23 protein-coding genes are annotated in these 24044 nt (G+C 40.8%); 14 read left to right on the forward strand and 9 right to left on the reverse strand.

Features of this window, described 5'->3' with window-relative positions; genetic code table 11:
- Positions 1–37 precede the first annotated feature (37 nt).
- The 3 genes from H6G73_RS05425 to H6G73_RS05435 form a co-directional block, all read right to left on the reverse strand.
- On the reverse strand, positions 38–1012 hold the full coding sequence (locus tag H6G73_RS05425; protein WP_190602022.1) for a phosphate/phosphite/phosphonate ABC transporter substrate-binding protein: 975 nt from the start codon (positions 1010–1012) through the stop codon (positions 38–40).
- A 140-nt stretch (positions 1013–1152) separates the two neighbouring features.
- Positions 1153–1509: a type II toxin-antitoxin system PemK/MazF family toxin gene (locus tag H6G73_RS05430; protein ID WP_190602024.1), complete on the reverse strand. Its 357-nt coding sequence runs from the start codon at positions 1507–1509 to the stop codon at positions 1153–1155.
- Complete coding sequence (locus tag H6G73_RS05435; RefSeq protein WP_190602026.1) at positions 1506–1781, reverse strand: ribbon-helix-helix domain-containing protein; 276 nt, start codon at positions 1779–1781, stop codon at positions 1506–1508. Before H6G73_RS05435 ends, H6G73_RS05430 begins: the two co-directional genes overlap by 4 nt.
- A 257-nt stretch (positions 1782–2038) precedes the next feature.
- Between H6G73_RS05435 and H6G73_RS05440 the strand changes: the two genes are divergently transcribed.
- Positions 2039–2446: a hypothetical protein gene (locus H6G73_RS05440; RefSeq protein ID WP_190602028.1), complete on the forward strand. Its 408-nt coding sequence runs from the start codon at positions 2039–2041 to the stop codon at positions 2444–2446.
- A 230-nt stretch (positions 2447–2676) separates the two neighbouring features.
- Here H6G73_RS05440 and H6G73_RS24730 read toward each other — a convergent pair whose 3' ends face one another.
- A complete protein-coding gene (locus H6G73_RS24730) occupies positions 2677–2808 on the reverse strand; it encodes a hypothetical protein (RefSeq protein ID WP_256443781.1) in 132 nt (43 codons plus the stop codon).
- Positions 2809–3167: 359 nt separating this feature from the next.
- Here H6G73_RS24730 and H6G73_RS05445 point away from each other — a divergent pair, with 359 nt between their 5' ends.
- Entirely contained in the window at positions 3168–6368 is a 3201-nt protein-coding gene (locus tag H6G73_RS05445; RefSeq protein WP_190602029.1) for a glycoside hydrolase family 15 protein, read from the forward strand.
- Positions 6369–6443: 75 nt separating this feature from the next.
- Here H6G73_RS05445 and H6G73_RS05450 read toward each other — a convergent pair whose 3' ends face one another.
- On the reverse strand, positions 6444–6758 hold the full coding sequence (locus H6G73_RS05450; protein WP_190602031.1) for a YkvA family protein: 315 nt from the start codon (positions 6756–6758) through the stop codon (positions 6444–6446).
- Positions 6759–6959: 201 nt separating this feature from the next.
- On the opposite strand from H6G73_RS05450, the gene H6G73_RS05455 reads away from it, so the two are divergent.
- The 3 genes from H6G73_RS05455 to H6G73_RS05465 all read left to right on the forward strand — a co-directional run bounded on the left by H6G73_RS05455 (position 6960) and on the right by H6G73_RS05465 (position 9139).
- On the forward strand, positions 6960–7775 hold the full coding sequence (locus H6G73_RS05455; RefSeq protein WP_190602033.1) for a MotA/TolQ/ExbB proton channel family protein: 816 nt from the start codon (positions 6960–6962) through the stop codon (positions 7773–7775).
- Positions 7765–8481, forward strand: coding sequence for an ExbD/TolR family protein (locus tag H6G73_RS05460; protein ID WP_190602035.1), 717 nt, complete (start codon positions 7765–7767; stop codon positions 8479–8481). The genes H6G73_RS05455 and H6G73_RS05460 overlap by 11 nt, the downstream gene beginning before the upstream one ends.
- Positions 8482–8776: 295 nt before the next feature.
- The gene (locus tag H6G73_RS05465; RefSeq protein ID WP_190602037.1) at positions 8777–9139 is read left to right on the forward strand and encodes a phage holin family protein; all 363 of its coding nucleotides are present in this window, start codon (positions 8777–8779) and stop codon (positions 9137–9139) included.
- A 268-nt stretch (positions 9140–9407) separates the two neighbouring features.
- On the opposite strand, the gene psb29 is transcribed toward H6G73_RS05465, so the two are convergent.
- Positions 9408–10115 carry a photosystem II biogenesis protein Psp29 gene (gene psb29 / locus H6G73_RS05470; RefSeq protein WP_190602038.1) on the reverse strand — a complete coding sequence of 236 codons (708 nt, stop codon included), beginning with the start codon at positions 10113–10115 and terminating at the stop codon, positions 9408–9410.
- Positions 10116–10258: 143 nt separating this feature from the next.
- Between psb29 and H6G73_RS05475 the strand changes: the two genes are divergently transcribed.
- Positions 10259–10855, forward strand: a complete 597-nt coding sequence (locus H6G73_RS05475; RefSeq protein WP_190602039.1) for a chromophore lyase CpcT/CpeT — start codon at positions 10259–10261, stop codon at positions 10853–10855.
- Between the two features lie 45 nt (positions 10856–10900).
- On the opposite strand, the gene H6G73_RS05480 is transcribed toward H6G73_RS05475, so the two are convergent.
- Entirely contained in the window at positions 10901–11269 is a 369-nt protein-coding gene (locus H6G73_RS05480; RefSeq protein WP_190602040.1) for an STAS domain-containing protein, read from the reverse strand.
- A gap of 400 nt (positions 11270–11669) precedes the next feature.
- Entirely contained in the window at positions 11670–12710 is a 1041-nt protein-coding gene (gene hemF / locus H6G73_RS05485; RefSeq protein WP_190602041.1) for an oxygen-dependent coproporphyrinogen oxidase, read from the reverse strand.
- A gap of 436 nt (positions 12711–13146) precedes the next feature.
- Here hemF (H6G73_RS05485) and H6G73_RS05490 point away from each other — a divergent pair, with 436 nt between their 5' ends.
- From H6G73_RS05490 to H6G73_RS05505, 4 genes are all read left to right on the forward strand, one after another.
- Positions 13147–13665 (forward strand): SRPBCC family protein, encoded by a 519-nt coding sequence (locus H6G73_RS05490; protein ID WP_190602042.1) that lies wholly within the window; start codon positions 13147–13149, stop codon positions 13663–13665.
- A 166-nt stretch (positions 13666–13831) separates the two neighbouring features.
- Positions 13832–14902 carry an Mrp/NBP35 family ATP-binding protein gene (locus tag H6G73_RS05495; protein ID WP_190602043.1) on the forward strand — a complete coding sequence of 357 codons (1071 nt, stop codon included), beginning with the start codon at positions 13832–13834 and terminating at the stop codon, positions 14900–14902.
- Positions 14903–14998: 96 nt separating this feature from the next.
- Positions 14999–16312: a rod shape-determining protein RodA gene (gene rodA, locus H6G73_RS05500; protein ID WP_190602044.1), complete on the forward strand. Its 1314-nt coding sequence runs from the start codon at positions 14999–15001 to the stop codon at positions 16310–16312.
- Positions 16313–16538: 226 nt separating this feature from the next.
- Positions 16539–17309: a pentapeptide repeat-containing protein gene (locus tag H6G73_RS05505; RefSeq protein WP_190602045.1), complete on the forward strand. Its 771-nt coding sequence runs from the start codon at positions 16539–16541 to the stop codon at positions 17307–17309.
- A gap of 175 nt (positions 17310–17484) precedes the next feature.
- Here H6G73_RS05505 and acsF read toward each other — a convergent pair whose 3' ends face one another.
- On the reverse strand, positions 17485–18561 hold the full coding sequence (acsF, locus tag H6G73_RS05510; protein WP_190602047.1) for a magnesium-protoporphyrin IX monomethyl ester (oxidative) cyclase: 1077 nt from the start codon (positions 18559–18561) through the stop codon (positions 17485–17487).
- A 279-nt stretch (positions 18562–18840) separates the two neighbouring features.
- Here acsF and hemF (H6G73_RS05515) point away from each other — a divergent pair, with 279 nt between their 5' ends.
- The 4 genes from hemF (H6G73_RS05515) to H6G73_RS05530 all read left to right on the forward strand — a co-directional run bounded on the left by hemF (H6G73_RS05515) (position 18841) and on the right by H6G73_RS05530 (position 24004).
- Positions 18841–19911, forward strand: a complete 1071-nt coding sequence (hemF, locus tag H6G73_RS05515; protein WP_190602048.1) for an oxygen-dependent coproporphyrinogen oxidase — start codon at positions 18841–18843, stop codon at positions 19909–19911.
- A 136-nt stretch (positions 19912–20047) separates the two neighbouring features.
- Complete coding sequence (gene hemN, locus H6G73_RS05520) at positions 20048–21445, forward strand: oxygen-independent coproporphyrinogen III oxidase (RefSeq protein ID WP_190602049.1); 1398 nt, start codon at positions 20048–20050, stop codon at positions 21443–21445.
- A gap of 56 nt (positions 21446–21501) precedes the next feature.
- Complete coding sequence (locus tag H6G73_RS05525; RefSeq protein WP_190602050.1) at positions 21502–22353, forward strand: acyl-CoA desaturase; 852 nt, start codon at positions 21502–21504, stop codon at positions 22351–22353.
- A 274-nt stretch (positions 22354–22627) separates the two neighbouring features.
- Positions 22628–24004, forward strand: a complete 1377-nt coding sequence (locus H6G73_RS05530) for an alkaline phosphatase PhoX (protein ID WP_190602051.1) — start codon at positions 22628–22630, stop codon at positions 24002–24004.
- The last annotated feature ends 40 nt before the right edge of the window (positions 24005–24044 follow it).

Consider the following 24044-nt stretch of genomic DNA (forward strand, 5'->3'; position numbering starts at 1 on the left):
TATAGGGAAACAATTCCTGTAGTGTTTTTGGCTGTAATTATGGATCAATACCTGCATTTTTCAATGCGTCACGTACAGGACGGAGGTGACGGTTGTGATCAACTCGTACCAATTCTGTAGAATTGTACAAGTTTTTGAGCAGTTGGTTGTTTTCGGATTTATTTAACTTCAATAAAGCATTAATGATCTTTTCTCTGGTAATGACCGGAACATCATCATCAATAGCAATACCATGGGCAGGAACACCAGATATCTTATGCAATATCCGCAATTTGCCTCTTTCTTCGGCGGTAATGTAGGGTGGGAATAGGGCATATTCTGACACTGCGGCTACATCGGCTTGACCACGTAACACAGCTTGTAAAGCTTTGCTGTAGTTGCCACCATATGTAATTTGCCCAAAAAAGCCATCCAAGCGATCGCGATTTTCTACAAATCCCTGTTTTACTAACTCACTGACCGGGAAAATGAAACCAGAACCAGAAGTCGGGGAGGTAAACGCCATTTTTTTACCCCGTAGTTGGTCTAGAGTGGCTTTCGTAGAATTTTTGCTCTTGAGACGGCTATTATTAGGAACCACAAATACAGAGTTGTAAGTGAATCTGCCAGAATAATTGTCACGTACTTCCGCTAAGAACAAGCGTGCATTTGCTAATTGTTCAGCCTTCAAAGCTGGACGACTACTCAAAAAAGCCACATCTGCTCGATTTGCTCTCAATGCTTCTACGGCTGCGGTATCATCACCAATTTGCGCCTTCACTGGCATTCCCAACTCTTTAGATAAAAATGCAGCGACAGAGTTGGCTTTATTCTGTAAATCAGTGGAATCCGACCGACTAGGAAAAACTATTGTTAATGATTTGAGGCGTTTAGCAAGTAAGCTTGGTGCTTGTGGATTGGAAGTGGAGTTAGCGATGGTTGGTTGAGTAAATCCCAAGGTGCTGAAAGCCAACCCACTCAGGGCTAATAAAGTTCCTCCAACACCCAACAAGCTTTTTTTGCTTACCTTCATGTTTATTGCTCCGTGCAGACAATTCTCAATAAATTTGCAAATTAATTGCAACTAGCTCAACCAATGAATCTAAGGGTTTTGGGAATAAAAGTCAATAACTATGGCTATTAATTACTCGATGCAAGTAATAATTGCTATGGCTACATTCCTGTTAAATCCGGTAAATCTAAGGCAATTAACAAAGCTTGCGCTAAATGATCCATCACAGCTTGAGAAACAATCCCTCTTAAACGCAAAAAGCGGGTCTTTGATAATACCCGCACCTGATCTGCCATTGCGATAGAGTCTTTTTTGAGTCCGCCATCTGGTGCTAAAATTAAGACTTGGGTAGGGTAAACTCGCTTCCCCGTTTGATAAGTAGTGCAAGGTACTGCCAAAACTACTGGGCTAGACAAATTAATTGCATCCCGACTGACGATAATTACCGGGCGAGTTCCTCCTTGTTCCGAGCCTTCAGTCGTTTCTAGCCGCGCATCATACACTTCACCCCTTCTCATTTTGGCGTTTCCCCTAACTGCAACGCCTCCCACTGGGCCGTAGCAAATTCCACCTCTAGTTTTAATACTTCTGCCTGATAATCGGGATCACTAGCCATTTCTGCTAAAGCAGCATCTATTTCTTCTCTTTTTTGCGCTGCTAGTTCCCGTCGCAAAGCCTGAACAACAAAATCATTTCGACTTTTGGCTTTTCCTTCCAGCACTGCTTTGTCTGTAGCTTCTAGCAGTTCCCTGGGGATAGTTAACGTCGTGCGGACGGTTTCTGCTTTCATACCGTGTGGATGCTGTGATGTCTGAAGTGATGCTTTACATGATATCGTTTTTAGCATCAATTTCCTAGGAGAAAATTTCCGAAGTTAGGAGTTACAGAAGTATGGCTAACGCCACGCTGCGCGAACAGGAGTTCAGAAGTTCAGAAGTTCAGAAGTTGCAGCAGTATGGCTTCGCTAACAGGAGTACCTTGCAAAGCGAGGAGCTTCGCTAACAGAAGTATGGCTTACAGTAGAATGCAATATGGGGAGTTTAATAGATGTTGAGTCAAAAATATGGCTATTACCAATCAATTTTGACAGGATTAGTCAATCTGAGTTGTATGATTTTGTTCATTCCTGCTGTACAAGCTCAACCTTATCCTGATGGTTCTAAACCAAAATTTTTTATTTGTCCTGTGGGGATGACTCGGTTTGCTACCTATGTCACAACACAGCATGACTTGAATCTTTGTGGTCAAGAAGATGCTGATGCAACAGTTTTAGCGATGCGTGTGCGTCGTCAGCAAAAAGTTTTGACTGTGGATATTATTAATAATCAAAATGAGGTGTATACTGCCCGTTCTGCCAATGGTACTGTCTATAAATTGGATACCAAAAATCGGGTTTTCACTATTAAACCGAAAAGTGGCAAAGTCATCATAGAAAAAATTATTGCCTCTGACTAATATATTCAGTCTTTTGCTAGAACAATGCTGGTAATATCTGCACAGGAGCGATCGCTTAGTCAAATATCAATCATCCTGCTTACCAAAAAACTAGCAAATTGTTTACAAATACTTCCCACTTGTCCAGCTATTTGTTATAATATTTAGGCATAGGGTCAGTATTTACCTCAAAAATACTCTAATCAAAGATTTCATACATAATCAAAAATCCAACTTACAGTTCTTATGAATCAACCATAAGAACGTTTGAGTGAACCATCTGCGTAAAGTTCTAGTGGTACTAACTCGGTTTTACCGTTAACTTTAACTTGGGAATAAACTACTTTTACCAATGGAGCATGGTTTTCGTTGTAGCGTAACATAACTTTACCTCCCTTTCATTTTAGGGATGTGTTTAGTCTTTTGTGCAACATTTAACTCAAAGTTGATTTGGGGTTGTTGCTATTAGTATTGTCTTTTTTTGTTTGATCCAATTTTAACAAAGATTTTAGAAATAGACTATAAGTTTGACCCAAATATTGTAAAGATTGGGTAAAAAATGCTATCTTAGTTATTTGCATAATGATTCTCCGCTAATATACTCAATCACCGAAAAGACTCACCAGTAGAAACATTTAATTTGAGTGTGGTGTCTTTGCCCTTGACAGATTTTTTTTTGTCAGTTACATAATTTACTTCACATTGCAAGGGTAAAATTTCGTAAATCTTTTCCTATTAACTCATGAAAACATCTTACGCATTGTCAACTCGCCTGGATTTTTACTACCAGCAAATCAAGACGATTATTTTGGCACGTCAAAATCCAATTACAGGCTTGTTACCGGCGAGTACAGCAATTACAGCCCACGGTGACTATACAGATGCCTGGGTGCGAGACAATGTTTACAGTATTTTAGCGGTGTGGGGTTTAGCTCTAGCCTATCGCAAAGTTGATCATGATGAGGGACGTACCTACGAACTAGAGCAAAGTGTAGTGAAATTAATGCGGGGATTGTTATTTGCTATGATGCGACAATCCCATAAAGTAGAGAAGTTTAAATACACCCAATCTTTGCTAGATGGACTGCACGCCAAATATAATACCGCCACTGGTGATGTTGTGGTGGGTGATGATGAATGGGGGCATTTACAACTTGATGCTACATCTATCTATTTATTGATGTTGGCACAGATGACGGCAGGGGGATTAAAGATTATTTTCACCCTAGATGAGGTGAATTTTGTCCAAAACTTAGTGTATTACATTGGCCGTGCCTACCGTACCCCTGATTTTGGCATTTGGGAGAGGGGAAATAAAATTAATCATGGTAATGCAGAATTAAATGCTAGTTCGGTGGGAATGGCAAAAGCTGCGTTAGAAGCTATGAACGGACTAAATTTGTTTGGTGTTCATGGAGGTCAAGCTTCAGTAATTCATGTTCTGCCAGACGAAATTGCTAGGGCCAGAAGTACATTGGAGTCCCTGTTACCAAGGGAGTCGGGGTCAAAGGAAGTTGATGCAGCAGTATTGAGTGTGATTAGTTATCCTGCATTTGCGGTCGAAAATGCTCAGTTACGCGATCGCACCTTAAAAGAGATTATCACTAAACTCGCTGGTAACTACGGCTGCAAGCGATTTTTGCGCGATGGACACCAAACTGTGTTAGAAGACACCCATCGTTTACATTATGAACCTTGGGAACTCAAACAATTTGAAAATATTGAATGTGAATGGCCGCTATTTTTTACATATTTAATGATTGATAGTATATTTAGTGGCAATCAAGAAAAAGTTAAATATTATCAAGAACATTTAAAATCATTACTAGTAGAACGGGATGGATTGTGGTTATTACCAGAACTGTATTACGTGCCAGAAGAAAACATTGAAGCAGAAAAATCCCAACCCCATTCCCAAACTAGATTACCAAATGAAAATATCCCCTTAGTTTGGGCCCAAAGTTTATATTTTGTGGGACAAATGTTAGATGAAGGTTTAATAGCTATAGGTGATATTGACCCTTTAGGTAGACATTTGAGTGTGGGTAAACAGCGTGATGTTTCTGTGCAAATTGCTTTATTAGCAGAAGATGAAGATTTACAGGCGCAGTTAGAAGTTTACGGGATTGAGACTCAAACACCCAATCAAGTTGAACCAATTCAAATTAGACAAGCTGGGGAACTGGCACAAATTTATACCCAAATTGGCCGCAATGATAAATTGGGTTTAACTGGTCGTCCAGTGCGAAGATTAAGAACTCTGACTATTTCTAGAATCTTTCAAATTCGCAATCAAACACTTGTTTTCTTACCTGCTTTTTTAGATTCACAGCAGTTTTATTTAACATTAGATTATCATTTTTTAGTTGACCAAATTAGAGGCGAACTGGCTTATATTCAGAAGTCTTGGAGTGATTTAGGTCGTCCAACTTTGACCTTAATGATTACCCGCACTATGTTGGAAACTGGTGCAGAAGCATTATTAGAATTAATGCAGGAGTTGAAAAACGGCGTGTGTGGTGGAGTGAGAGTGAAGTTAGGAAGATTAAATCAGTTAATGCTCACCGCCGCTATTCAAAGAATAGATTTTATTCCTGAAGAAGAATTATCGCCTGCTCTAATTAAAAATGCAGGACTACGTTGCTACTATCTCACTTCCTATCCAGAAAAAAATTGGCGATTAGGACACACTCAAGAGTTCCAAATGGAGTGTGAAACTAACTTAAGTTTATTGCTAAATCACTTACGAGAATCAGAAAATATTTATGAGCAAACAGAATTATTACAAACTCTAAAAAGATTACAAGGATTAGAATTTGATACCGGATATGGTGGGCCTAATTATCCAGTTACCGTTGGTGATTTACTGGATGAAATTTACACCAAAGCAGGGTATTTAGGCTTGTGGGCTGTAGTCCGTCGGGCTGCGGCTTTGTTGCAAATGGTGGATATTGGTTTATCGGATGCAGTCACCAGTTTGTTAATTCGGGGTAAGCAAATTGCTGTGGGCAGGGCTTACAGTGAATACTCCCTGATAGTTGTTCCCATGTCTCACACAGAAATCGCTGACAAAATCAATAATTTTTGTCGTGAAGACATTCGCGATCGCGTCCTGACCCAAGAAATTTTAATTTATCTCGGTGTCTTAATCAAATCAGAACCAGAATTATTCCAAGGACTGCTGACACTGCGGGTCGGTTATCTCATCCTGCTAATTACCAGCGAATTAGCCCAGGAATTACACGCCACCCAAGACGAAGCTTACGACCATTTAATGCAGTTGTCACCCTACGAAGTGAAAACCCGCTTACAGAAAGTTTTAACAGGCTACAGTCGCATGAGTAACCTGTTACGTCAGCAGGAATCATTACACGTCAAGCAAAAAGAAAGTGATATTGCCTGGGTCGTCCTACCCATCATTGCCACAGAAATGGAAGTTCCATCGGGAGGATGGCGGAGATTTCGTCAAGCTGAAGGTGCATTAAATCGAGTCCCCCAGGACTTCTTTAAACAAGTGTGGTTGTTAATGCACCATTGTAAAGGCATTGTGATTGGCGATAAATTAGAACGACGCAACCGTCTAGAAGGGGATTTGATGATTTCCGAAATGACAGCAGGAGAACGGAATTTTGCCCTGCGAATCGAACACCTGCTGAATAAAATCGAAGCACCAGAATATCGTCAAGTCAATATTGAAGCATTAATGGAACTGAGTGCGATCGCTGCAAACAACCCCAACCTGCAAATTGAAGAATATATCGTTTTAGATGTATTAATAGGTCACGCAGTGCGGTTAGCATGGTTAGAGAATCATCCCGATCGGGGCGATCGCTACGATGAAGATAAAGCCTCCGCATGGCGGTATTTTTACAACACCTCACCCCTTGATTCCGCTGGCTACATCTTAAAAGCCTTCCGATTCCTCACAGAATTTGTCAAATAAATTTAACACCCTGGCCATCATGTTTCCAACAAACACCACCGCCAGGGTATGACAAAATTAGATGATTTAATCAAACTACTTAATAGAAACAGCATCAACATCAATGGTGTTTGTGCTAGTCGTATTATCTTGATTTTGCTCACTACTACTCTGATTAGCATCACTCTGGCGATTTTTCCAGCTTTCCACCACTAATCCAGACACTTCCGACACCAGCAGAGTCAAAAGTAAAACATCGTCCAGTTCACCAACAATCGGGATAAAATCTGGAGCAATATCAAATGGGCTGACAAGATAAACTAATGTACCGATAATTACCCACCAACGATATTTAGGGTTTCGTAGCAAATTACGATACCAAGAGTACAGAGATTGAACGGAAAATTTCATGTTTGTAGCCTCAAGTTACCTTTTATTTTGACAAATTATGCTTTAAACTTCCGGTGGGATAAACCGCCATAGTGTGTATTGAAGATGCTACTTGTCAGATAAAACTGACTCACTGTAGCTCACCCAAATGCCGAAAATGGCAATTAAAATCAAAATGCCTTGGCATAGTTGCTTTAGTAATGGAGGGAGGAAACTAACACAGTGGATATTTTAGAACTTTTCCAGAAAGGCGGGCCAGCAATGTGGCCCTTACTCACCTTGTCAATTTTGTCCCTAAGTGTAATTTTTGAGCGTTTATGGTTCTGGTTACGAATCTTGACGCAAGAAAAAGAAATAGTAGATCGTGTAATTGATGCTGCTGGTGAAAATTGGGAAATCGCTGCGACAATTGCCCAACAAGCAGTAGATCAACCCATTGGACGCTTTCTCTATGCACCTTTACGCTTACAGAAAAGCGATGCCGAAACATTTCGACTAGCTTTAGAGTCTACTGCGGCTGAAGAACTAGCAGGAATGCGAAGGGGAGAAAAACTACTAGAGGCTGTCATTGCCCTGTCGCCTCTGTTAGGGTTATTAGGTACTGTTTTAGGTCTGATTCAATCTTTGCGTTCAATTCGACTGGCTGATTTAGGCACAGAGGCTGCGGCTGGGGTAACAACAGGTATTGGGGAAGCTTTAATTAGTACCGCCGCAGGGTTAATAGTTGCAATTGTCAGTTTGGCATTCTATCGGTTATTTCAAGGCTTTGTTGTCAACCAAGTTAAAGTTTTTAACAAAGCAGGAAATGATATGGAATTGCTCTATCGTCAGTCTCCTCCAGACATGAGCAAAATCTCCTCAATTTTAGAACAAGAAGCAGCAAAGGAAAGTTTCACTCGTCCTCGGAAGCGGAATAAAAACAAATACTTGGATCATAACGAAACATCTTTAGAAGATAACGTAGCCACACTCCCCCCAGAAGATACTTTGACTAATGTAACTACTAATTCTGCTACACAACCAGAAGATGAAAGTTAACCTACATACCCCAGTTGAAGAAGTACAAATTCAAATCATTCCTTTAATTGATGTTGTCTTTTGTATTCTCACATTTTTCTTACTTGCAGCACTCCAATTTACTCGTCAACAAGCCATCAATGTTGACTTACCTAAAGCGAGTACAGGTACAACTTCTGCTGCTAGTGCGGAAAGTAAAAATAACATTTTACCAGTTACCATTGATGCCATAGGTCAAACTTACATCGAAAAAGAACCTGTTAGACCAGAAGAATTAGAAGTCAGGTTAAGACAGTATGTACAAGCAAATCCTAATGGTGTTTTGGTTCTGAATGCTTCACGTACAGCTACTTATAATGATGTAATTACTACCTTAGATTTGCTGCGGAAAGTAGGAGGAAATCGGGTTTCTTTAGGAATTATCCCAGGGGCTGGTCAACCATTAACTGGCATACCCAACTTCCCTAATAATCCGGTAGTTCCTATTCCTAATACCATTCCTGGTACCAATCCCCAAGGTAACGTTAATCCAGGAATTCCTGGTGATTTGAATAATTTTCCTCCATCTGGCAGTGGAGTTAGTCCCAGTGGAACTGTTCCAGTAATTCCTAATTCTGGTATTCCTCAAGTACCCCCACCACCTGGTAGTTCTTTGACAGTTCCTAACTCTGGTGTTCCGCAACCACCTGTAAATCCCCAAGGTACCAATTCCAATCCCCAAAGGTGAATTGTATTTTTCAAAATCAACATCTATACTCCCCCTTCTTTCTCTTTCATAGGTGAAGCAGGGGGAATTTTTCAGTATTTTAGAATTTGTTTATTTATTATTTTATTTAGTCATTGCTATAATTTCTATCATTTCAATTTGACAACAAATCTTAAAAATAAAGATATATGAAATAAATTTTCTGCACCCAAAAAACTAGTGGTAGGTTATTGATAATAGGTGCAAAAGTCAAAAATTTCCTCACTATCATCAAATTATCTCTCTAATCGCCATTCACGTTTCAGGGGTTGTGGCAATGAATCTGACAACATTATTAATTGTTTGGTTAGTCACTGCTATTAGCTTGTGGCTGATTAGTAAATTACCACTAGGAGTAGAAATAGATACTCCTGGTAAAGTCATTATTTCCGCAGCAGTTTTGGGTATTATTACCACAGTAGTGAAGCCAATTCTCAAGTTAGTGTTTGCCGTACCAAATTTAGTCACCTTTGACTTATTATCTGGTATCTTTACATTCTTGATTGCTGTGGTTTGCTTCAGCCTTGCGGCTTGGTTAGTAGAAGGATTTCGCTTACGTTATGGTCTTTGGAGTGCTATTTTAGGTGCGTTCGCACTCACAGTAATTAACAATCTCATTTACAAACTTTTGGGTGTTTAAAGCAACCTAAATCATAACTTATAGCCGTAGACAAGATGGTTATGACATGAACCACAACTAAAACCTGAACACTGAAAGGCTTTTAGCACTGTCACCTGTCACCTGTCACCTGCTATAAAGTCATGAGATGTGCTCAAGAGTCATCAACATCAAGTTAGTAAAACTCTAGTTTTTGACTCTTGAAAGCCAATTTTAGATGTGGAAATTGTTGGTTTATGCTTCACTATTTGTGGTGGATACAAATCTCAAATCTAAAATTGGTGATGAATTATTCCTGAGTAGAGGGAGGAGCAACGGCAGCACTGGATTGTTGTTGACGCTGCTCTCGTTTTTTGCGATCAGCAACTAGCATGTCTGCCATGACAATGAGAGCTTGAGCCATTTTGTCCAGATTTGAGCGATATAAATCTAAATCCTTGATGATTTTTTCCTCAGGCAGATGTAAACCATTAGCGATCGCTTTGAGTGCTTCTGTTCGTTGTTTGTCATCCTTGACAAATTCAGAATCAGCAGATTCTAATAAAGAGAATAATCCTATCGCCAAGAGGCGACTATATTTAAAATTGCCATTTTGAGCGATCGTTTGCAGTTGCGCTTGCAAATCACCATCTCGATCTAACGGTGTAGCTTGACTCAACCAAGCAATTAAATCTTTCCCTGGTAAACTTTGAGCCACACCTTGCAACCTTAAAGCATCCTGTCGATAGCGGTGTGGGTCTGCTTCCACTGCTTGACAAAGTGCATTAAAAATTGATTCTTGATCCTGTTCTGGTTGATAGCCTTGCATGAAGCGATCAAAAGTAGTGACAACGCCCAAGGCATAAATGGAATTGTAGCTAAAATCAGCATTGACTGACAGCAGATGCATTTCCACCATCAACTCTTCTACCACCCGACGGTAAATCGTATTGATTGGACGGGTATGAAGGCTGTAGAAAGTTCGCTTTGTATCAGAAACAGTACGGACGTTATTCACAAGGAAAATCTTAAGGGCGACGTATTCTTATTCTCTAGTTTAAATGCTACTTTGCCAAGTTATAGATTCATCGGCGTTGGTTCAAAAAATTTCTGGAAAAATTACGTGTCATAATAAAGGCTGTTCGAGAATTTACTACATTTATGAGTTTGTCACCACAGCTAATCACTTTAGGTCACTATCTGGCTGGGGAATTCGACAATCGAGAACAGGCCATAGCCGAACCAATTTGGTACGTCCATTTACGTTTGTGGCAAAGAATAGTCCCTCTATTTCTGGAAGATAGTATTACTCTGTTTGCAGAGCAAGCCAACATTGTCAAACTTGACCAGCCTTACCGACAGAGGATTATGCGGTTAAGGGTCTCACCTCATGGTGACAATTCTCTGCAAGTCCAGTATTACATGCCGAAAAATCCAGATGCTCTCAGAGGTGCAGGAAGCAACCCTGCTTTACTTCATCATTTATCCCCTGATGCTTTAGATTTGCTACCAGGCTGTATACTTTCAGTGACTCAAAGCACAGTTACCCCAAAAGAATATAAATTCGTTGCGTCCCAACCCACAGGTAGCCTTTGCCGCTTTACTTATCTTGGTAATACTATACAGGTGTCTTTAGGATTTGAGGTGACAGCAAACCAATTCCTTAGCTACGACAAAGGAATTGATTCAGAGACCGGAAAAGCCACTTGGGGAGCAGTGACCGGCCCTTATCGCTACACCAAAAGGCTAGAATATTGAGTATTTGTCTATAATTTAGGCTTAATTTCTCAGCCAAAATTTTGATTAACTAGTGGTGGTACTGGATTGAATGTTTAAAGCTTCTGCTTCAGTTTCAAAAATTTCAAATACCGTATCCATCATTGTCACTTCAAAAACCAACTTGGCTTCTGGGTGAACATTACAAATACGGAAACTACCTTTGACTCTATCAGCATCACGCATTCCGGCTACCAAAGAAGTTAAACCAGAACTATCAATAAAGTTAACTTGAGCTAAATTGACAACTACATGACGACTGAGTTTAGAAATACATTCCTGTAATTTCAGGCGAAATTGCCATGCAGTAGTGATATCTAGACGACCCGAAGGTGTTAAAACAATCACAGTCGTGCCGTCTTCGGTGGTATGGGTTTTTTGGTCTATATTAATCACAGTACCTCCCTTGAAGATTACCCTGAAGATAAACTACTGGTTGATATTGAATGTCAGCGGTGAGTCAGAATCAACTGCTCTAATGTCAACTGGTAGTGAGATTGAATTTAGTCATTTTTACCAGAGTACAAGTTACTTGGCTCACTTGTTCAAAAATGGTATAGCACAGATTTGTAAATTTACAAAGTCGCTATGATAAGTACCACTATGTTGGCAAAGTGGATACATGTAGTAGTTTAACTCACTCAGCGCATACTGAATTAGCCAATGAAGTAAAGGAGTAGGCAATAACTGGGAATTATTGACTGATGTGCAGAGTCATCAATACAAAATCGCCTAATTTCAATTCCAAATTGATGAACTCGGCACACCTGTTAGCGTCAATACTCACAACTCAGAATTAGGCATGTTTCCAGTTAATCCAATCTTGAGGCTTGAGGAAGGTGTCATATAATTCTGCTTCTGGGGAATTGGGTTCTGGTTGATAGCCATATTCCCAACGTACTAGGGGAGGAAGGGACATAAGAATGGATTCTGTCCGGCCATTGGTTTGCAGACCAAAAATTGTACCCCGGTCATAAACCAAGTTAAATTCCACATATCTGCCGCGACGATAAAGTTGGAAATTTCTTTCGCGATCGCCATACTCCATACCATGTCGCCGTTCGACAATCGGTGTATAAGCTGGTAAGAAGGCCTTGCCACTATCTTGAATAAAGGCAAATAAATCTTCCCAACTCCGCTGTGGTATGGGTTTGAGTTGGTTACTGTAAACCGCAGCAGGACCTTGAGGATCGGGTCCACGGTACAAAGTACCTTGACCATCTTGGTAGTCAAAGAACAAGCCACCAATGCCTCTAGTTTCACCGCGATGCTTCAAATAGAAGTATTCATCACACCAACGCTTAAATACTGGGTAATATTCAGGATAATGTTGGTCACAAGCTTGCTTGAGAGTGCTGTGAAAATGGGCAGCATCCTCAGCAAAGGGATAGTAAGGTGTTAAATCGGCTCCGCCACCAAACCACCACACTGGGCCGGCTTCAAAATAGCGATAATTGAGGTGGACAGTGGGCACATAGGGATTGCGGGGATGTAATACCAAAGAAGTACCAGTGGCATAAAAACCATGACCTGCGGCTTCTGGACGTTGAGCGAGAATGGAAGGAGGGAGATGAGAACCCCAAACTTCAGAAAAGTTTACACCTGCTTGTTCAAAAATAGCCCCTTCTCGCAAAATACGCGATCGCCCACCACCACCTTCTGGACGTTCCCAACTATCTTCTTGAAACTTACCAACACCATCTAAAGTCTCTAAAGCTTGAGTGATTTCCTCTTGCAGCTTTTTCATAAATTGGCTCACCCTAGCCTGAGCATCTGGTGCTGGCAGAGACTTAGAGGATTCTGTTGTGAGAGTGGGGGTTTGCGCGTTGATCAACATAGATTCCCGAACCTAAAGTTACAATTGCCCAAAAGCGACAAATTTTTGAGTTACTAAATTTTTCGGCAATCAGAGCCAAAAATCTTGCTCAATTTGCCAAAATTGCTTTTCTTTTACTGGTCGAGCATTTACACATCGATGGGCATGACTAGAGCTATTGTCCCTCAAATGCGTATAGGCTTGTATATTAACCAAGTTTTTTTTGAAATTCTGGCTCAAAATATTCTGGTAGTCGTACCAGAATTCAGTTACTTAGTCTAGAAGATGGGGAGTCACAATAGCTATTAGTTTACAAACCGTTATTTATTGTCAATACTTCCCATTCAAGGAAGTATTTCCCCATTTTCCCCAGCAGACAAATTGAATTAATCGCAAATTAACTTTTGTAACCGGAAATTTCCGGTATTCATCAGCTTGATAATGCAGGATCACGAAAGTGCAAGGTTGCTTATCTAAATTTATTCAGCGTCAGAAACGCCGGTTTTGTGCCTCTCTAGTGCGAACCTATCGAGAAATTAGTTCTGCTTCTGTCGATGAATTATGGCAAAAAGTCGTTGACCTAACAGATGTTTCTTGGCATCCCATGCTTAAAAGTACCAATGTCCCCTATGGGCTAGTACCGAAACCAGGATTGATTTTTCAGGCAATGACACGCTTTTGGCCTATTCCCATTCGCATTTTTGTCGAGCGAGTCAATCCTAAACAAATGCTAAGTATCCGCGTCTTAGCAATTCCCGGCATAGAGGAGAGAGTGATTTATCAAGTTGAGTCCACAGTTTGCGGAACTTACCTTTCCTATTCTGTGACCTTACGTGGCTGGTTATCACCTTTGATTTGGTCTTTATCTCGTCCCTATGTAGATAAAGTCGCACGTTCCCTAGTGGAAGCAACAGAAAAGGCAGCCCTATCTCCAGGCAAGAAAAAATCCCTCAACGATAGTTGTTTTGATTTTTAGGGGAGAAGCTAGATGACAGGAAACAGGTGACAGGTGAAAGTATATATCCTCCCTGCCGCCCCCTGCTTGTGCATCTCTATCTCTACGTCCCCAAGAAAGTTAAGATTCAAGTAGGTGTGAATTAAAATTTTTTAAATTTTTTAAAGGCGGTAACGGTAAACACGCTATGTATGATGTCCTAGATTCCCAGTCAGTCCTAGAAGTATTGCGACCAGTTCAAGACCCAGAACTGCGTAAAAGTCTGGTAGAACTGAATATGATTCGCAATGTCAAAATTGACGGTGGTAAGGTTAGCTTTACTTTGGTGTTGACTACTCCCGCCTGTCCTTTAAGAGAATTTATTGTTGAAGACTGTCAAAAAGCTGTGAAAAAGCTGCCTGGCGTAACTGATGTCAGCGTGGAAGTCACAGCAGAAACACCCCAACAAAAAGATTTACCAGACCGCACTGGTGTGACAGGGGTGAAAAATATTATCGCGGTGTCTAGTGGCAAAGGTGGTGTTGGTAAAAGCACTGTAGCAGTGAATGTGGCTGTTGCTCTAGCACAAACAGGGGCCAAAGTTGGTTTATTAGATGCGGATATTTATGGGCCCAATGACCCGACAATGTTGGGTTTATCAGATGTGGAAATTGCTGTTCGCAGCACAGAGAAAGGTGACATTCTCGAACCTGCTTTTAATCATGGTGTGAAGCTGGTTTCCATGGGATTTTTAATTGACAGAGACCAGCCTGTGATTTGGCGGGGGCCAATGTTGAATGGGGTAATTCGCCAATTTCTCTATCAAGTTGAATGGGGCGAATTGGACTACTTGATTGTGGATATGCCCCCAGGAACTGGGGATGCTCAATTAACTTTAACTCAAGCTGTGCCCATGGCCGGGGCAGTAATTGTCACTACACCACAAACTGTGGCACTGTTGGACTCTCGCAAGGGTTTGCGGATGTTCCAGCAGATGAATGTCCCAGTGCTGGGAATTGTGGAAAATATGAGCTATTTTATTCCTCCTGACCAACCAGATAAGCAATATGACATTTTTGGTTCTGGTGGTGGTTCAAAAACAGCAGCAGAATTGGGCGTGCCATTGTTAGGATGTGTACCACTGGAGATTTCTACACGTGTTGGTGGTGATAGTGGTGTACCTATAGTCGTAGCAGAGCCAGATTCAGCTTCTGCCAAAGCCCTCAAAGCGATCGCTCTTTCTCTGGCAGGAAAAGTATCTGTGGCGGCTTTGACCTAAGCACAAACCATAAGAAATATTAATGATTGTCTGTTTCCTGGGTCTGAACCTGGGATACAGCACTGGATATCGCAAAGCTCAAGTCTCTTTCGCACAATGTTATTAAAACGTTCGCTCCCGAAATTTCGCTGGCAATATTGGGTGAAGCCCTGGCAAAATATTGATTTGTTACTATTTTGCCTACCTGTGGCCGTCAGCATCTTTGGTGGCTTAATGATTTTGAGTACAGAACTCAAACAGCCGGTGACAGATTGGTGGTGGCATTGGTTAATTGCAGGCATTGGGGCAGTTATTGCCTTGTTTTTGGCTCGTTTCCGTTATGAAAATCTTTTACAGTGGCACTGGTTCACCTATGGGATGACCACTGTGAGTTTGATTGCTGTGATGGTGGCTGGTACTAGTGCTAAGGGTGCCCAAAGATGGATTAGTGTGGCCGGCTTTAATGTCCAACCCTCGGAATTTGCCAAAGTTGGCATCATTATCACCATCGCGGCAGTGTTACATAAAACCACAGCTGCCAAAATCGAAAATGTGTTCCGTGCCCTAGCGATTACAGCTATACCGTGGGGATTAGTATTTTTACAGCCAGATTTGGCTACTTCCCTAGTATTTGGAGCGATCGTTTTAGGAATGCTCTATTGGGCTAATGCTAATCCTGGTTGGCTCATACTTTTAGTGTCACCCATACTAGCGGCAATTTTATTTAGTTTTGCTTGGCCACTATCCACACCGATAGTTTTGTTCAAAGATATATTTTTGACACCATTGGGATTATTGTGGGCCTTGACGATGGGGGTTCTGGGTTGGTTAACTCTACCCTGGCGAAAATATGGTATCAGTGCCATTGGTTCCTTGTTTCTCAATCTCTTGGGTGGGGAATTAGGAATTTTTCTGTGGAACCATGTGTTGAAGGAATACCAAAAAGACCGTTTGAGTGTATTTATGAACCCAGACCATGACCCTCTAGGGGCTGGTTATCACCTTATTCAATCTCGTATTGCTATTGGTGCTGGGGAAATTTGGGGTTGGGGCTTATTTAAGGGGCCAATGACTCAACTGAATTTCGTCCCTGAACAGCATACGGATTTTATCTTTTCGGCAGTGGGTGAAGAATTTGGTTTTATTGGTTGTTTAGTGGTTCTATTTGTTTTCTGCTGGATTTGTCTGCGTCTCCTCCATGTTGCTCAAACTGCCAAGGATAACTTTGGTTCTCTGTTGGCTATTGGTATGTTATCGATGATTGTGTTTCAACTGATTGTGAATGTGGGGATGACAGTTGGTTTAGCACCTGTCGCGGGAATTCCTTTACCTTGGATGAGTTATGGTCGTTCAGCGATGCTAACTAATTTTATTGGTTTAGGGATAGTGGAGTCTGTAGCTAATTTCCGTCAGCGGCAAAAGTATTATTAAGGTATTAACAGGTAACAGGTTTGATTGAGTGAATTGGATGGTACTAACCTGTTGATGGCAAAATATAGTTTTCAAGACATTGAGTGATGGGGTTGAGCATAGTGCTAGACCCCTATTTTTGTGGAGGAAGACAGGGAGAGGAATACGGAGGGCAATTTGTGACAATTGAGCATATTATCTTAACGTAATACCAACGGGTTTGCTTACTCTGAGTTTCTTGGTAGTTATGAACAACAAAATTATCCCTACAGCGGCTTTTCTATTCTTAATCTCTTTACCTAGTGCGGTACAAGCAGCTAATTATGAACACATAAGACAGTTATTAGCCACAAAACAATGTGAAAATTGTGACCTCAGCAATGCTGGTTTGGTCATGGCTGATTTATCTGGTGCCAATTTAAGCGGTGCCAATTTAAGTGGTGCCAATCTCAGTCGTGCGAATTTGACTGGTGCGGATTTGCGTGGTGCTAACTTGAGTGGTGCTAGTTTGTTTGGGGTGAACTTAAGTGAAGCAAAACTGAGTGGTGCGAATTTGACTGGTGCGGATTTAAGAAATACTTATTTAATGAATGCAGAGTTGCAAGGTGCCAGTCTCAATGGTGTGAACTTTCAAGGTGCTTTGGGCATACCTTCGCAAATTGCTAAACCAGAGGATTTTTATGCTTGGGGTGTAGCGGAGGCAGAAAAAGGCAACTTACAAGCAGCTATTGATTATTTTAGTCAAGCGATCGCTCTCAAGCCTGACTATGCTGGTGCCTATTTGTCCCGTGGTGTGGCCAGATACCAAAAGTTAGATAGACAAAAGGCTTTAGCAGATGCTCAAGAAGCAGAAAAATTGTTTGCATCTCAAAATAATCCCGATGGTTTGAATACAGCCCAAGCTTTTGTGAAGGAACTACAAACTCCTTATACTGAAAAGGTCAGCACTGGTAGTCCCAGCTTTTTTGATTTTGTGGGTAGTATTGGTTCTGTTTTACTGCAATTTTTGCCTTTTTGATGGCGAACAAAATTTCAATTATGCAAAATTTTTAGGGTGTATTGTCTACACCCTAAATGGATTTTTTGAACAGGTTTTATGGTGATTGATTCACTAAACTTGCGGTATCAAGATATTTTTTGATAGAGGGCAGAGAAAAGCGCACAGTTTAGGGGTTTTTAAGAGATGTTGATGATTAACGAACTGTGCCTTTCAAGGCTTCTGTATTAACTGGTTTGATGAAGAATATCCGCAGCAAATTGACAACTATGGCAGTGATCAAGGGAATTTTACGCATCAGTTTCAAGAACTTAGGTTGAGAACTGCGCTCAATAGCGGATATTTTTAAGTTGTAATTTGAGCAGCTATGCAGAAGAGGGAAAAATTGGGGATGTTGGGTATTGAGCATAACTGGAAATGCTCTACCTGCGGTGTCATTGGTATTGATAACTACTTGACTGTCAAAGTCTGTGGGGTCAATTCCCAATGAATGATAAAAACTTGCCCGTTCATGCACTGTCAAGGTGTGGGTAGCAAAGACTGAGAGGAGGAAAAATCTGCTCCAAAGTCTTGCTTTCCAGTTGTTCCACATTTTTGGTTGGGAACGTAGTAAAGCTTTGAAGATATCACCATGGCGGTTTTCATCCTGACACCAACTTTCAAAGTAGCGGAAAATTGGATAAAACTGATTTTCTGGGTGTTTTTGTAAATGGTGATAAATCAAAATGTAGCGCCAATAGCCAATCTTTTCTGATAAATAAACGGTGTAAATTACCCATTCAATGGGGAAAAATGTATAAGTACGGGTTTTGGTAATATCAGCTAAATCTAGGGATAGTTTAAAATCACCCATGGCTTTATTCAGAAATCCAGCATGGCGGGCTTCATCTCTGGCCATGAGGTGAAATAGTTCTGATAATAATGGATTGCGTTTTTTGAGTTGGCGAGATAGTTCTTTAAACAGCAGAAATCCAGAAAATTCAGAGATACAAGAGCGTTCTAAATATTCAATAAAACCACGGCGGGCTTTACCTTCAATATGTTCCCAAGATTTGGCAAATTCTTCATCTCGCACAAAGTGGTTACGGTTATAGTCTGCCCGCATTTCTGCCACCATGGCTTGTAACTCGTTTTCTTGGGCGGAAAGATCCAAGCTGGCAGCGGTGTCAAAGTCTGTGGTGTAAAACCGAGGGGTGAGAATAGTTTCTTGACTGGGCTGCTTAATTCCCTCTTTCGGTGCTTTGGGGGCTGATTGGGGGATGCTACTAACCATGGTTGCTCCGTTAATTAGCTAAATACTTAGATAACTAACAAGTTATGATAAGAGTCATCATTTGGCTAGTCCCTGGAGTTGAAAGTTTTGCTAAGACGGATTGTTAGCATTTATATACAATGGCGAAAATCAACTTGGGCAAGGGTTTTAGGCATTAAGATTGGCAAAATCGGCGCTGGAATTTTATTAAGTTTTGAAAAAAAACATTTTTTATTGGCTTAATAACTATAAAGTGATTAATCGATGTTAAACTCTTAAACAGTTGAAAGGAATTGCGGCATGGGAGCTTACTCAAAGAATCATCTGCGGGAATCCACAAATCTAGATACATTGGTTAATTCAGCTAATAACCCACCTGTAGATTCACGCCAACGGGCCAAGCAGTTTATGCTGAATATACAGGATGAAATTTGCGCCGCCCTGGAAGAACTGGATGGAGAGGCCCGTTTTCGTCAAGACTGCTGGCAACGTCGAGAAGGTGGAGAAGGACGTACCCGTGTGATTCGGGAGGGTCGAGTATTTGAGCAAGGTGGGGTAAATTTTTCTGAAGTTTGGGGAGATAGTCTACCACCTTCGATTTTGAGTCAACGCCCAGAAGCTGCGGGACAAGGCTTTTTTGCTACTGGTACTTCCATGGTGCTGCATCCTCGCAATCCCTATGTCCCAACGGTGCATTTAAACTATCGTTATTTTGAAGCTGGGCCTGTGTGGTGGTTTGGTGGTGGGGCTGATTTAACGCCTTATTATCCCTTTACAGAAGATGCTATTCATTTTCACCAAACTTTTAAGTCTGCCTGTGACCAACATCATCCTGAATACTATGCCACTTTTAAACCTTGGTGTGATGAGTATTTCTATTTAAGACATCGCCAAGAACAACGGGGAATTGGTGGTATTTTCTTTGATTATCAAGATGCCAGTGGCAAGTTGTATGTAGGTTCTCAGTCTGATAGTCCGGCAGCACTTTATAGTGAAAAAGTGGGGACAGTCACTCGGAATTGGGAAGATTTATTTGCTTTTGTTCAATCTTGTGGCAAAGCATTTTTACCTGCTTATTTACCCATTGCCCAATTAAGACAAAAAATGGCATATGGGGAAGGTCAGCGTCAATTCCAACTCTACCGTCGGGGTCGTTATGTAGAGTTTAATTTGGTATACGATCGCGGTACGGTATTCGGTTTACAAACCAATGGTAGGGCGGAATCTATTTTAATGTCTCTGCCACCTTTAACCCGGTGGGAATATGGGTATGAACCAGAGGCAGATTCACCAGAAGCCCAATTAACTAAGTTTTTCCTTCAGCCTCAAGATTGGGCCAGTGGTTTGATAGCGGCAGAATACAGCATTTAGTGGAAAAATAGTGAGTTCAGTTGTTTTGGTAATTGGTAATTGGTGAGAAAAATAAGTTGAAATTTAGCCATCAATTATCAATTACTAATCATAGGTTGAATCAGAATTTGATGTGTATTTTTGATGCGATGGGCACATGAAAGTTTTATCACAAACAGTTAAATTTGATGCTGATTTACTCAAGAAATATGATCAGCCTTTACCCCGTTATACTAGCTATCCCCCAGCTACAGAGTTAACAGAAAATTTTAGCCATGTAGATTTTACAAATGCGATCGCTGTTGGCAATGAGAAAAATACCCCTCTATCAGTCTATTGCCACATTCCCTTTTGTGATAGCCCTTGCTATTTTTGCTGTTGCAATACTGTAATTACACCACACAAGGTCTTAGCAGAACCATATCTCAACTATCTGATTCGCAATATTCATCAGGTGGGGTCGTTGATTGATAGCGATCGCACTGTACAACAGTTACATTGGGGTGGAGGTACTCCTAACTATTTATCTCTCAGTCAAGTTGAGACTTTGTGGAGAGCATTAACTGACCATTTTCGCTTTGATGATAATGGGGAAATTTCCATCGAAGTTAATCCGCGCTCCCTTGACCGAAACTACCTATTTTTCCTCAAGCAATTAGGCTTTAATCGCATTAGTTTTGGGATTCAGGATTTTAACTATCAAGTACAACAAGCAGTAAATCGCATTCAACCAGAATCCATGTTATTTCAAGTCATGGATTGGGTGCGGGAAGCTGGATTTACTAGCGTTAATGTTGACCTGATTTATGGTTTGCCATATCAAAATTTGGAAACTTTTAAAGATACTGTTCGCAAGACTATTAAATTGAATCCTGACCGCATTGCGGTTTTCAACTTTGCCTATGTACCTTGGTTAAAGCCTGTTCAGCGTTTACTTCCTCAAGCAGCATTACCATCACCAGGGGAAAAACTAGATATCATGCGGATGACCATTGAGGAATTGACAGCTAATGGTTATGTCTTTATTGGCATGGATCATTTTGCCAAACCCAACGACGAATTAGCGATCGCTCAACAAAATGGCCAACTACATCGCAATTTTCAAGGATATACCACTAAACCAGAATCAGATTTGTTTGGTTTTGGTATGACATCCATTAGTATGCTGCAAGATGTCTACACTCAAAACCAGAAACAATTAAAGCGTTATTATCAAAAAGTAGATCATGGAGAATTACCAATTGAAAAAGGAGTAAAACTCCACCAAGATGACATTATCCGGCGGACAATTATTATGGAATTGATGTGCCAGTTCCAACTTTCACCAGAGGAAATAGAGAAAAAATATCACTTACATTTAGATTTCAAGTTTGCGGAGTATTTTCAACAAGCAAAATTACAATTACAACATCTAGAGACGGATGGGTTAGTGAAGCTATCTACCGATAAGATTGAGGTTACACCTGCGGGAAGATTACTGATTAGGAACATAGCCTCTATATTTGATGCCTATCTTCCTAGTCGTAGCTTGACTGATTTTTCTAAATCAATTTGAAACCAAGTAACCTACAATTCAAAATCTCAAATCTACAATCTCAAATTCCAAATCTCATGACCAATTTCATCTCCAATTCACCAGGGAAACCGGAACCACTCCATCTCAACTGGACAGCAGTAGCATTTTTCGGGGTAATTCATGGATTAGCAATGTTGGCCCCTTGGTTTTTTTCTTGGGGTGCATTAGGTGTAACTATATTTCTCCACTGGTTATTTGGTAGCATTGGTGTGTGTTTAGGCTACCATCGACTGTTGAGCCATCGCAGCTTTAAAGTCCCTAAATGGTTAGAATATGCGATCGCTATTCTTGGTGCATTATCCATTCAGGGAGGGCCGATTTTCTGGGTCGCTGGCCATCGTTTACATCATGCCTACACCGAACACGAAGATAAAGACCCCTATTCTGCTCAACGGGGTTTTTGGTGGAGTCATATGCTGTGGATTTTTTATCCCAAATCTGAGTTTTTCGACTACGATTATTATCAAAAATATGCCCCTGATTTAGCGCGAGACCCATTTTATTGCTGGCTAAATCGCTATTTCTTAGTTTTGCAAATTCCCGTAGCCATACTGCTCTATTTTATGGGTGGTTGGCCATATATCATCTATGGTGTATTTGTGAGAGCCGTGGTTCTCTGGCACACAACTTGGCTAATTAATTCTGTTACCCATATGTGGGGATATCGCACCTTTGACAGTAATGATAATTCCCGCAACCTTTGGTGGGCAGCTATTCTTACCTATGGTGAGGGTTGGCATAACAATCACCATGCCTATCCTCATGTGGCAAAATGCGGTTGGCGTTGGTGGGAAATTGATTTAACTTGGTGGGTAATTGGACTGTTAAAGACTATGGGTTTAGCTAAGGATGTCAACTTACCCCCGGCTTCAGCTTTCTCAGAATAGTTGAATTCACAACAAATTTTATAAAATCTATAGGAGTAGGTAATACAGCCTATCCTATCTCTTGGCTGCGATCGCAGCTTTTTTATTTTGAGGAATTATTTTTATGACCTTCTGTCCTGCCTCTATCAAAAGTATTAGTATTGGTTTTTACTTACACCCTGAATTTTCAATTATTTTCTAAATCTTAACCGGATCTTATTTAGTCTTTAGACAAAAATACTTAATGTTACTGATGGAATTATTCTAGTTCCAACATAATCACCATTTACCAACAATGAACTTATCAAGACGTAAATTCTTCTCATTAGCTGGTGCTAGTGCTGTTGGCGTAACCATGCTTTCTCCTTTGGAAGCCTTCTATGCCAAAGTTGCCAATGGTCAACGTGTGCGTGGGACTGGATATGGCCCTTTAGCAGCCAAACTGCCTGAAAATGCGGATGAACTCATGGGTGTTGTGCTGGGAGGAATTGATTTAGGTAGAACTCCTTTACTGGAACTTCCCCCAGGTTTTAACTACACAGCTATCTCCTATACAGGGCAAATGATGAGTGATAATACGCCTGTACCTGGATTGCATGATGGTATGGCGGCTTTCCCAGGTGAAAACAATAGGACTATTATCGTCAGAAATCATGAACTGGGTTTCACAGCTAACGGGGTAATTGCATCTAAGCAATATGACCGCACTGCCGGAGGGACAACAACTCTGGTTGTGGGGCCAAATCGTCGAATAGAAAAACATTTTGCTTCTTTAGCGGGAACTGTTCGTAACTGTGCTGGTGGCCCAACTCCTTGGGGTTCTTGGGTAAGTTGTGAAGAAACTTTAACTATTCCTACTCCTAATAATCCTAATAATCTAGCTACTAAGAAACACGGCTATAACTTTGAAGTACCAGCAACTGAAGATGTGCTAGTTGCTGACCCTATTCCTCTGGTAGCTATGGGACGATTCAACCACGAAGCGATTGCAGTAGACCCGAAAACTGGTTGGGTTTATCAAACAGAAGATGAAGGAAATAGTTGCTTCTATCGTTTCCGTCCTAATCAGAAAGATAATCTCCAAAGTGGTGGAGTGCTAGAGGCTTTAGTCATTGAAGGAATGCCTAAAGTTAATACTCGCAATAATTTTCTGCAATACAAAAATAAACCTTTACCTGTTAGTTGGGTAAACATAGATACGGTTGACCCTGTTAACAATGATTTTAATCTTTCTGTACGGAAACAGGGACAAGATAAAGGTGCAGCTATCTTTAGTCGTGGAGAAGGTTGTTGGTATGGCAATGGTTTAGTTTATTTTACCTGTACTAATGGTGGTAATATAGGACAGGGCCAGGTATTTGCTTATAACCCTGACAATAATACTCTTACCTTGGTTGTTGAATCTATAAATTCTAATGAATTAAATGCTCCTGATAATATTACTGTGGCACCATTTGGTCATCTCTTCATTTGTGAAGATGGTAGCGGTACAGAATATGTACATGGGGTGAACAAAAGAGGTGAAATTTACCGGTTTGCAACCAACGCTATCAATGGCAGTGAATTTGCTGGTGTTTGTTTCTCTCCTGATGGCAAAACTATGTTTGTCAATATCCAAACCCCAGGAATTACTGTAGCTATTTGGGGACCTTGGACAGGAAGAAATGCTTAATCGTTCTCTGTGAGAATAGGTTAATTCAGTTTTGTAGAGA

This window comes from Richelia sinica FACHB-800, from assembly GCF_014698825.1.
In the GTDB taxonomy this organism is placed as follows: Bacteria; Cyanobacteriota; Cyanobacteriia; order Cyanobacteriales; family Nostocaceae; genus FACHB-800.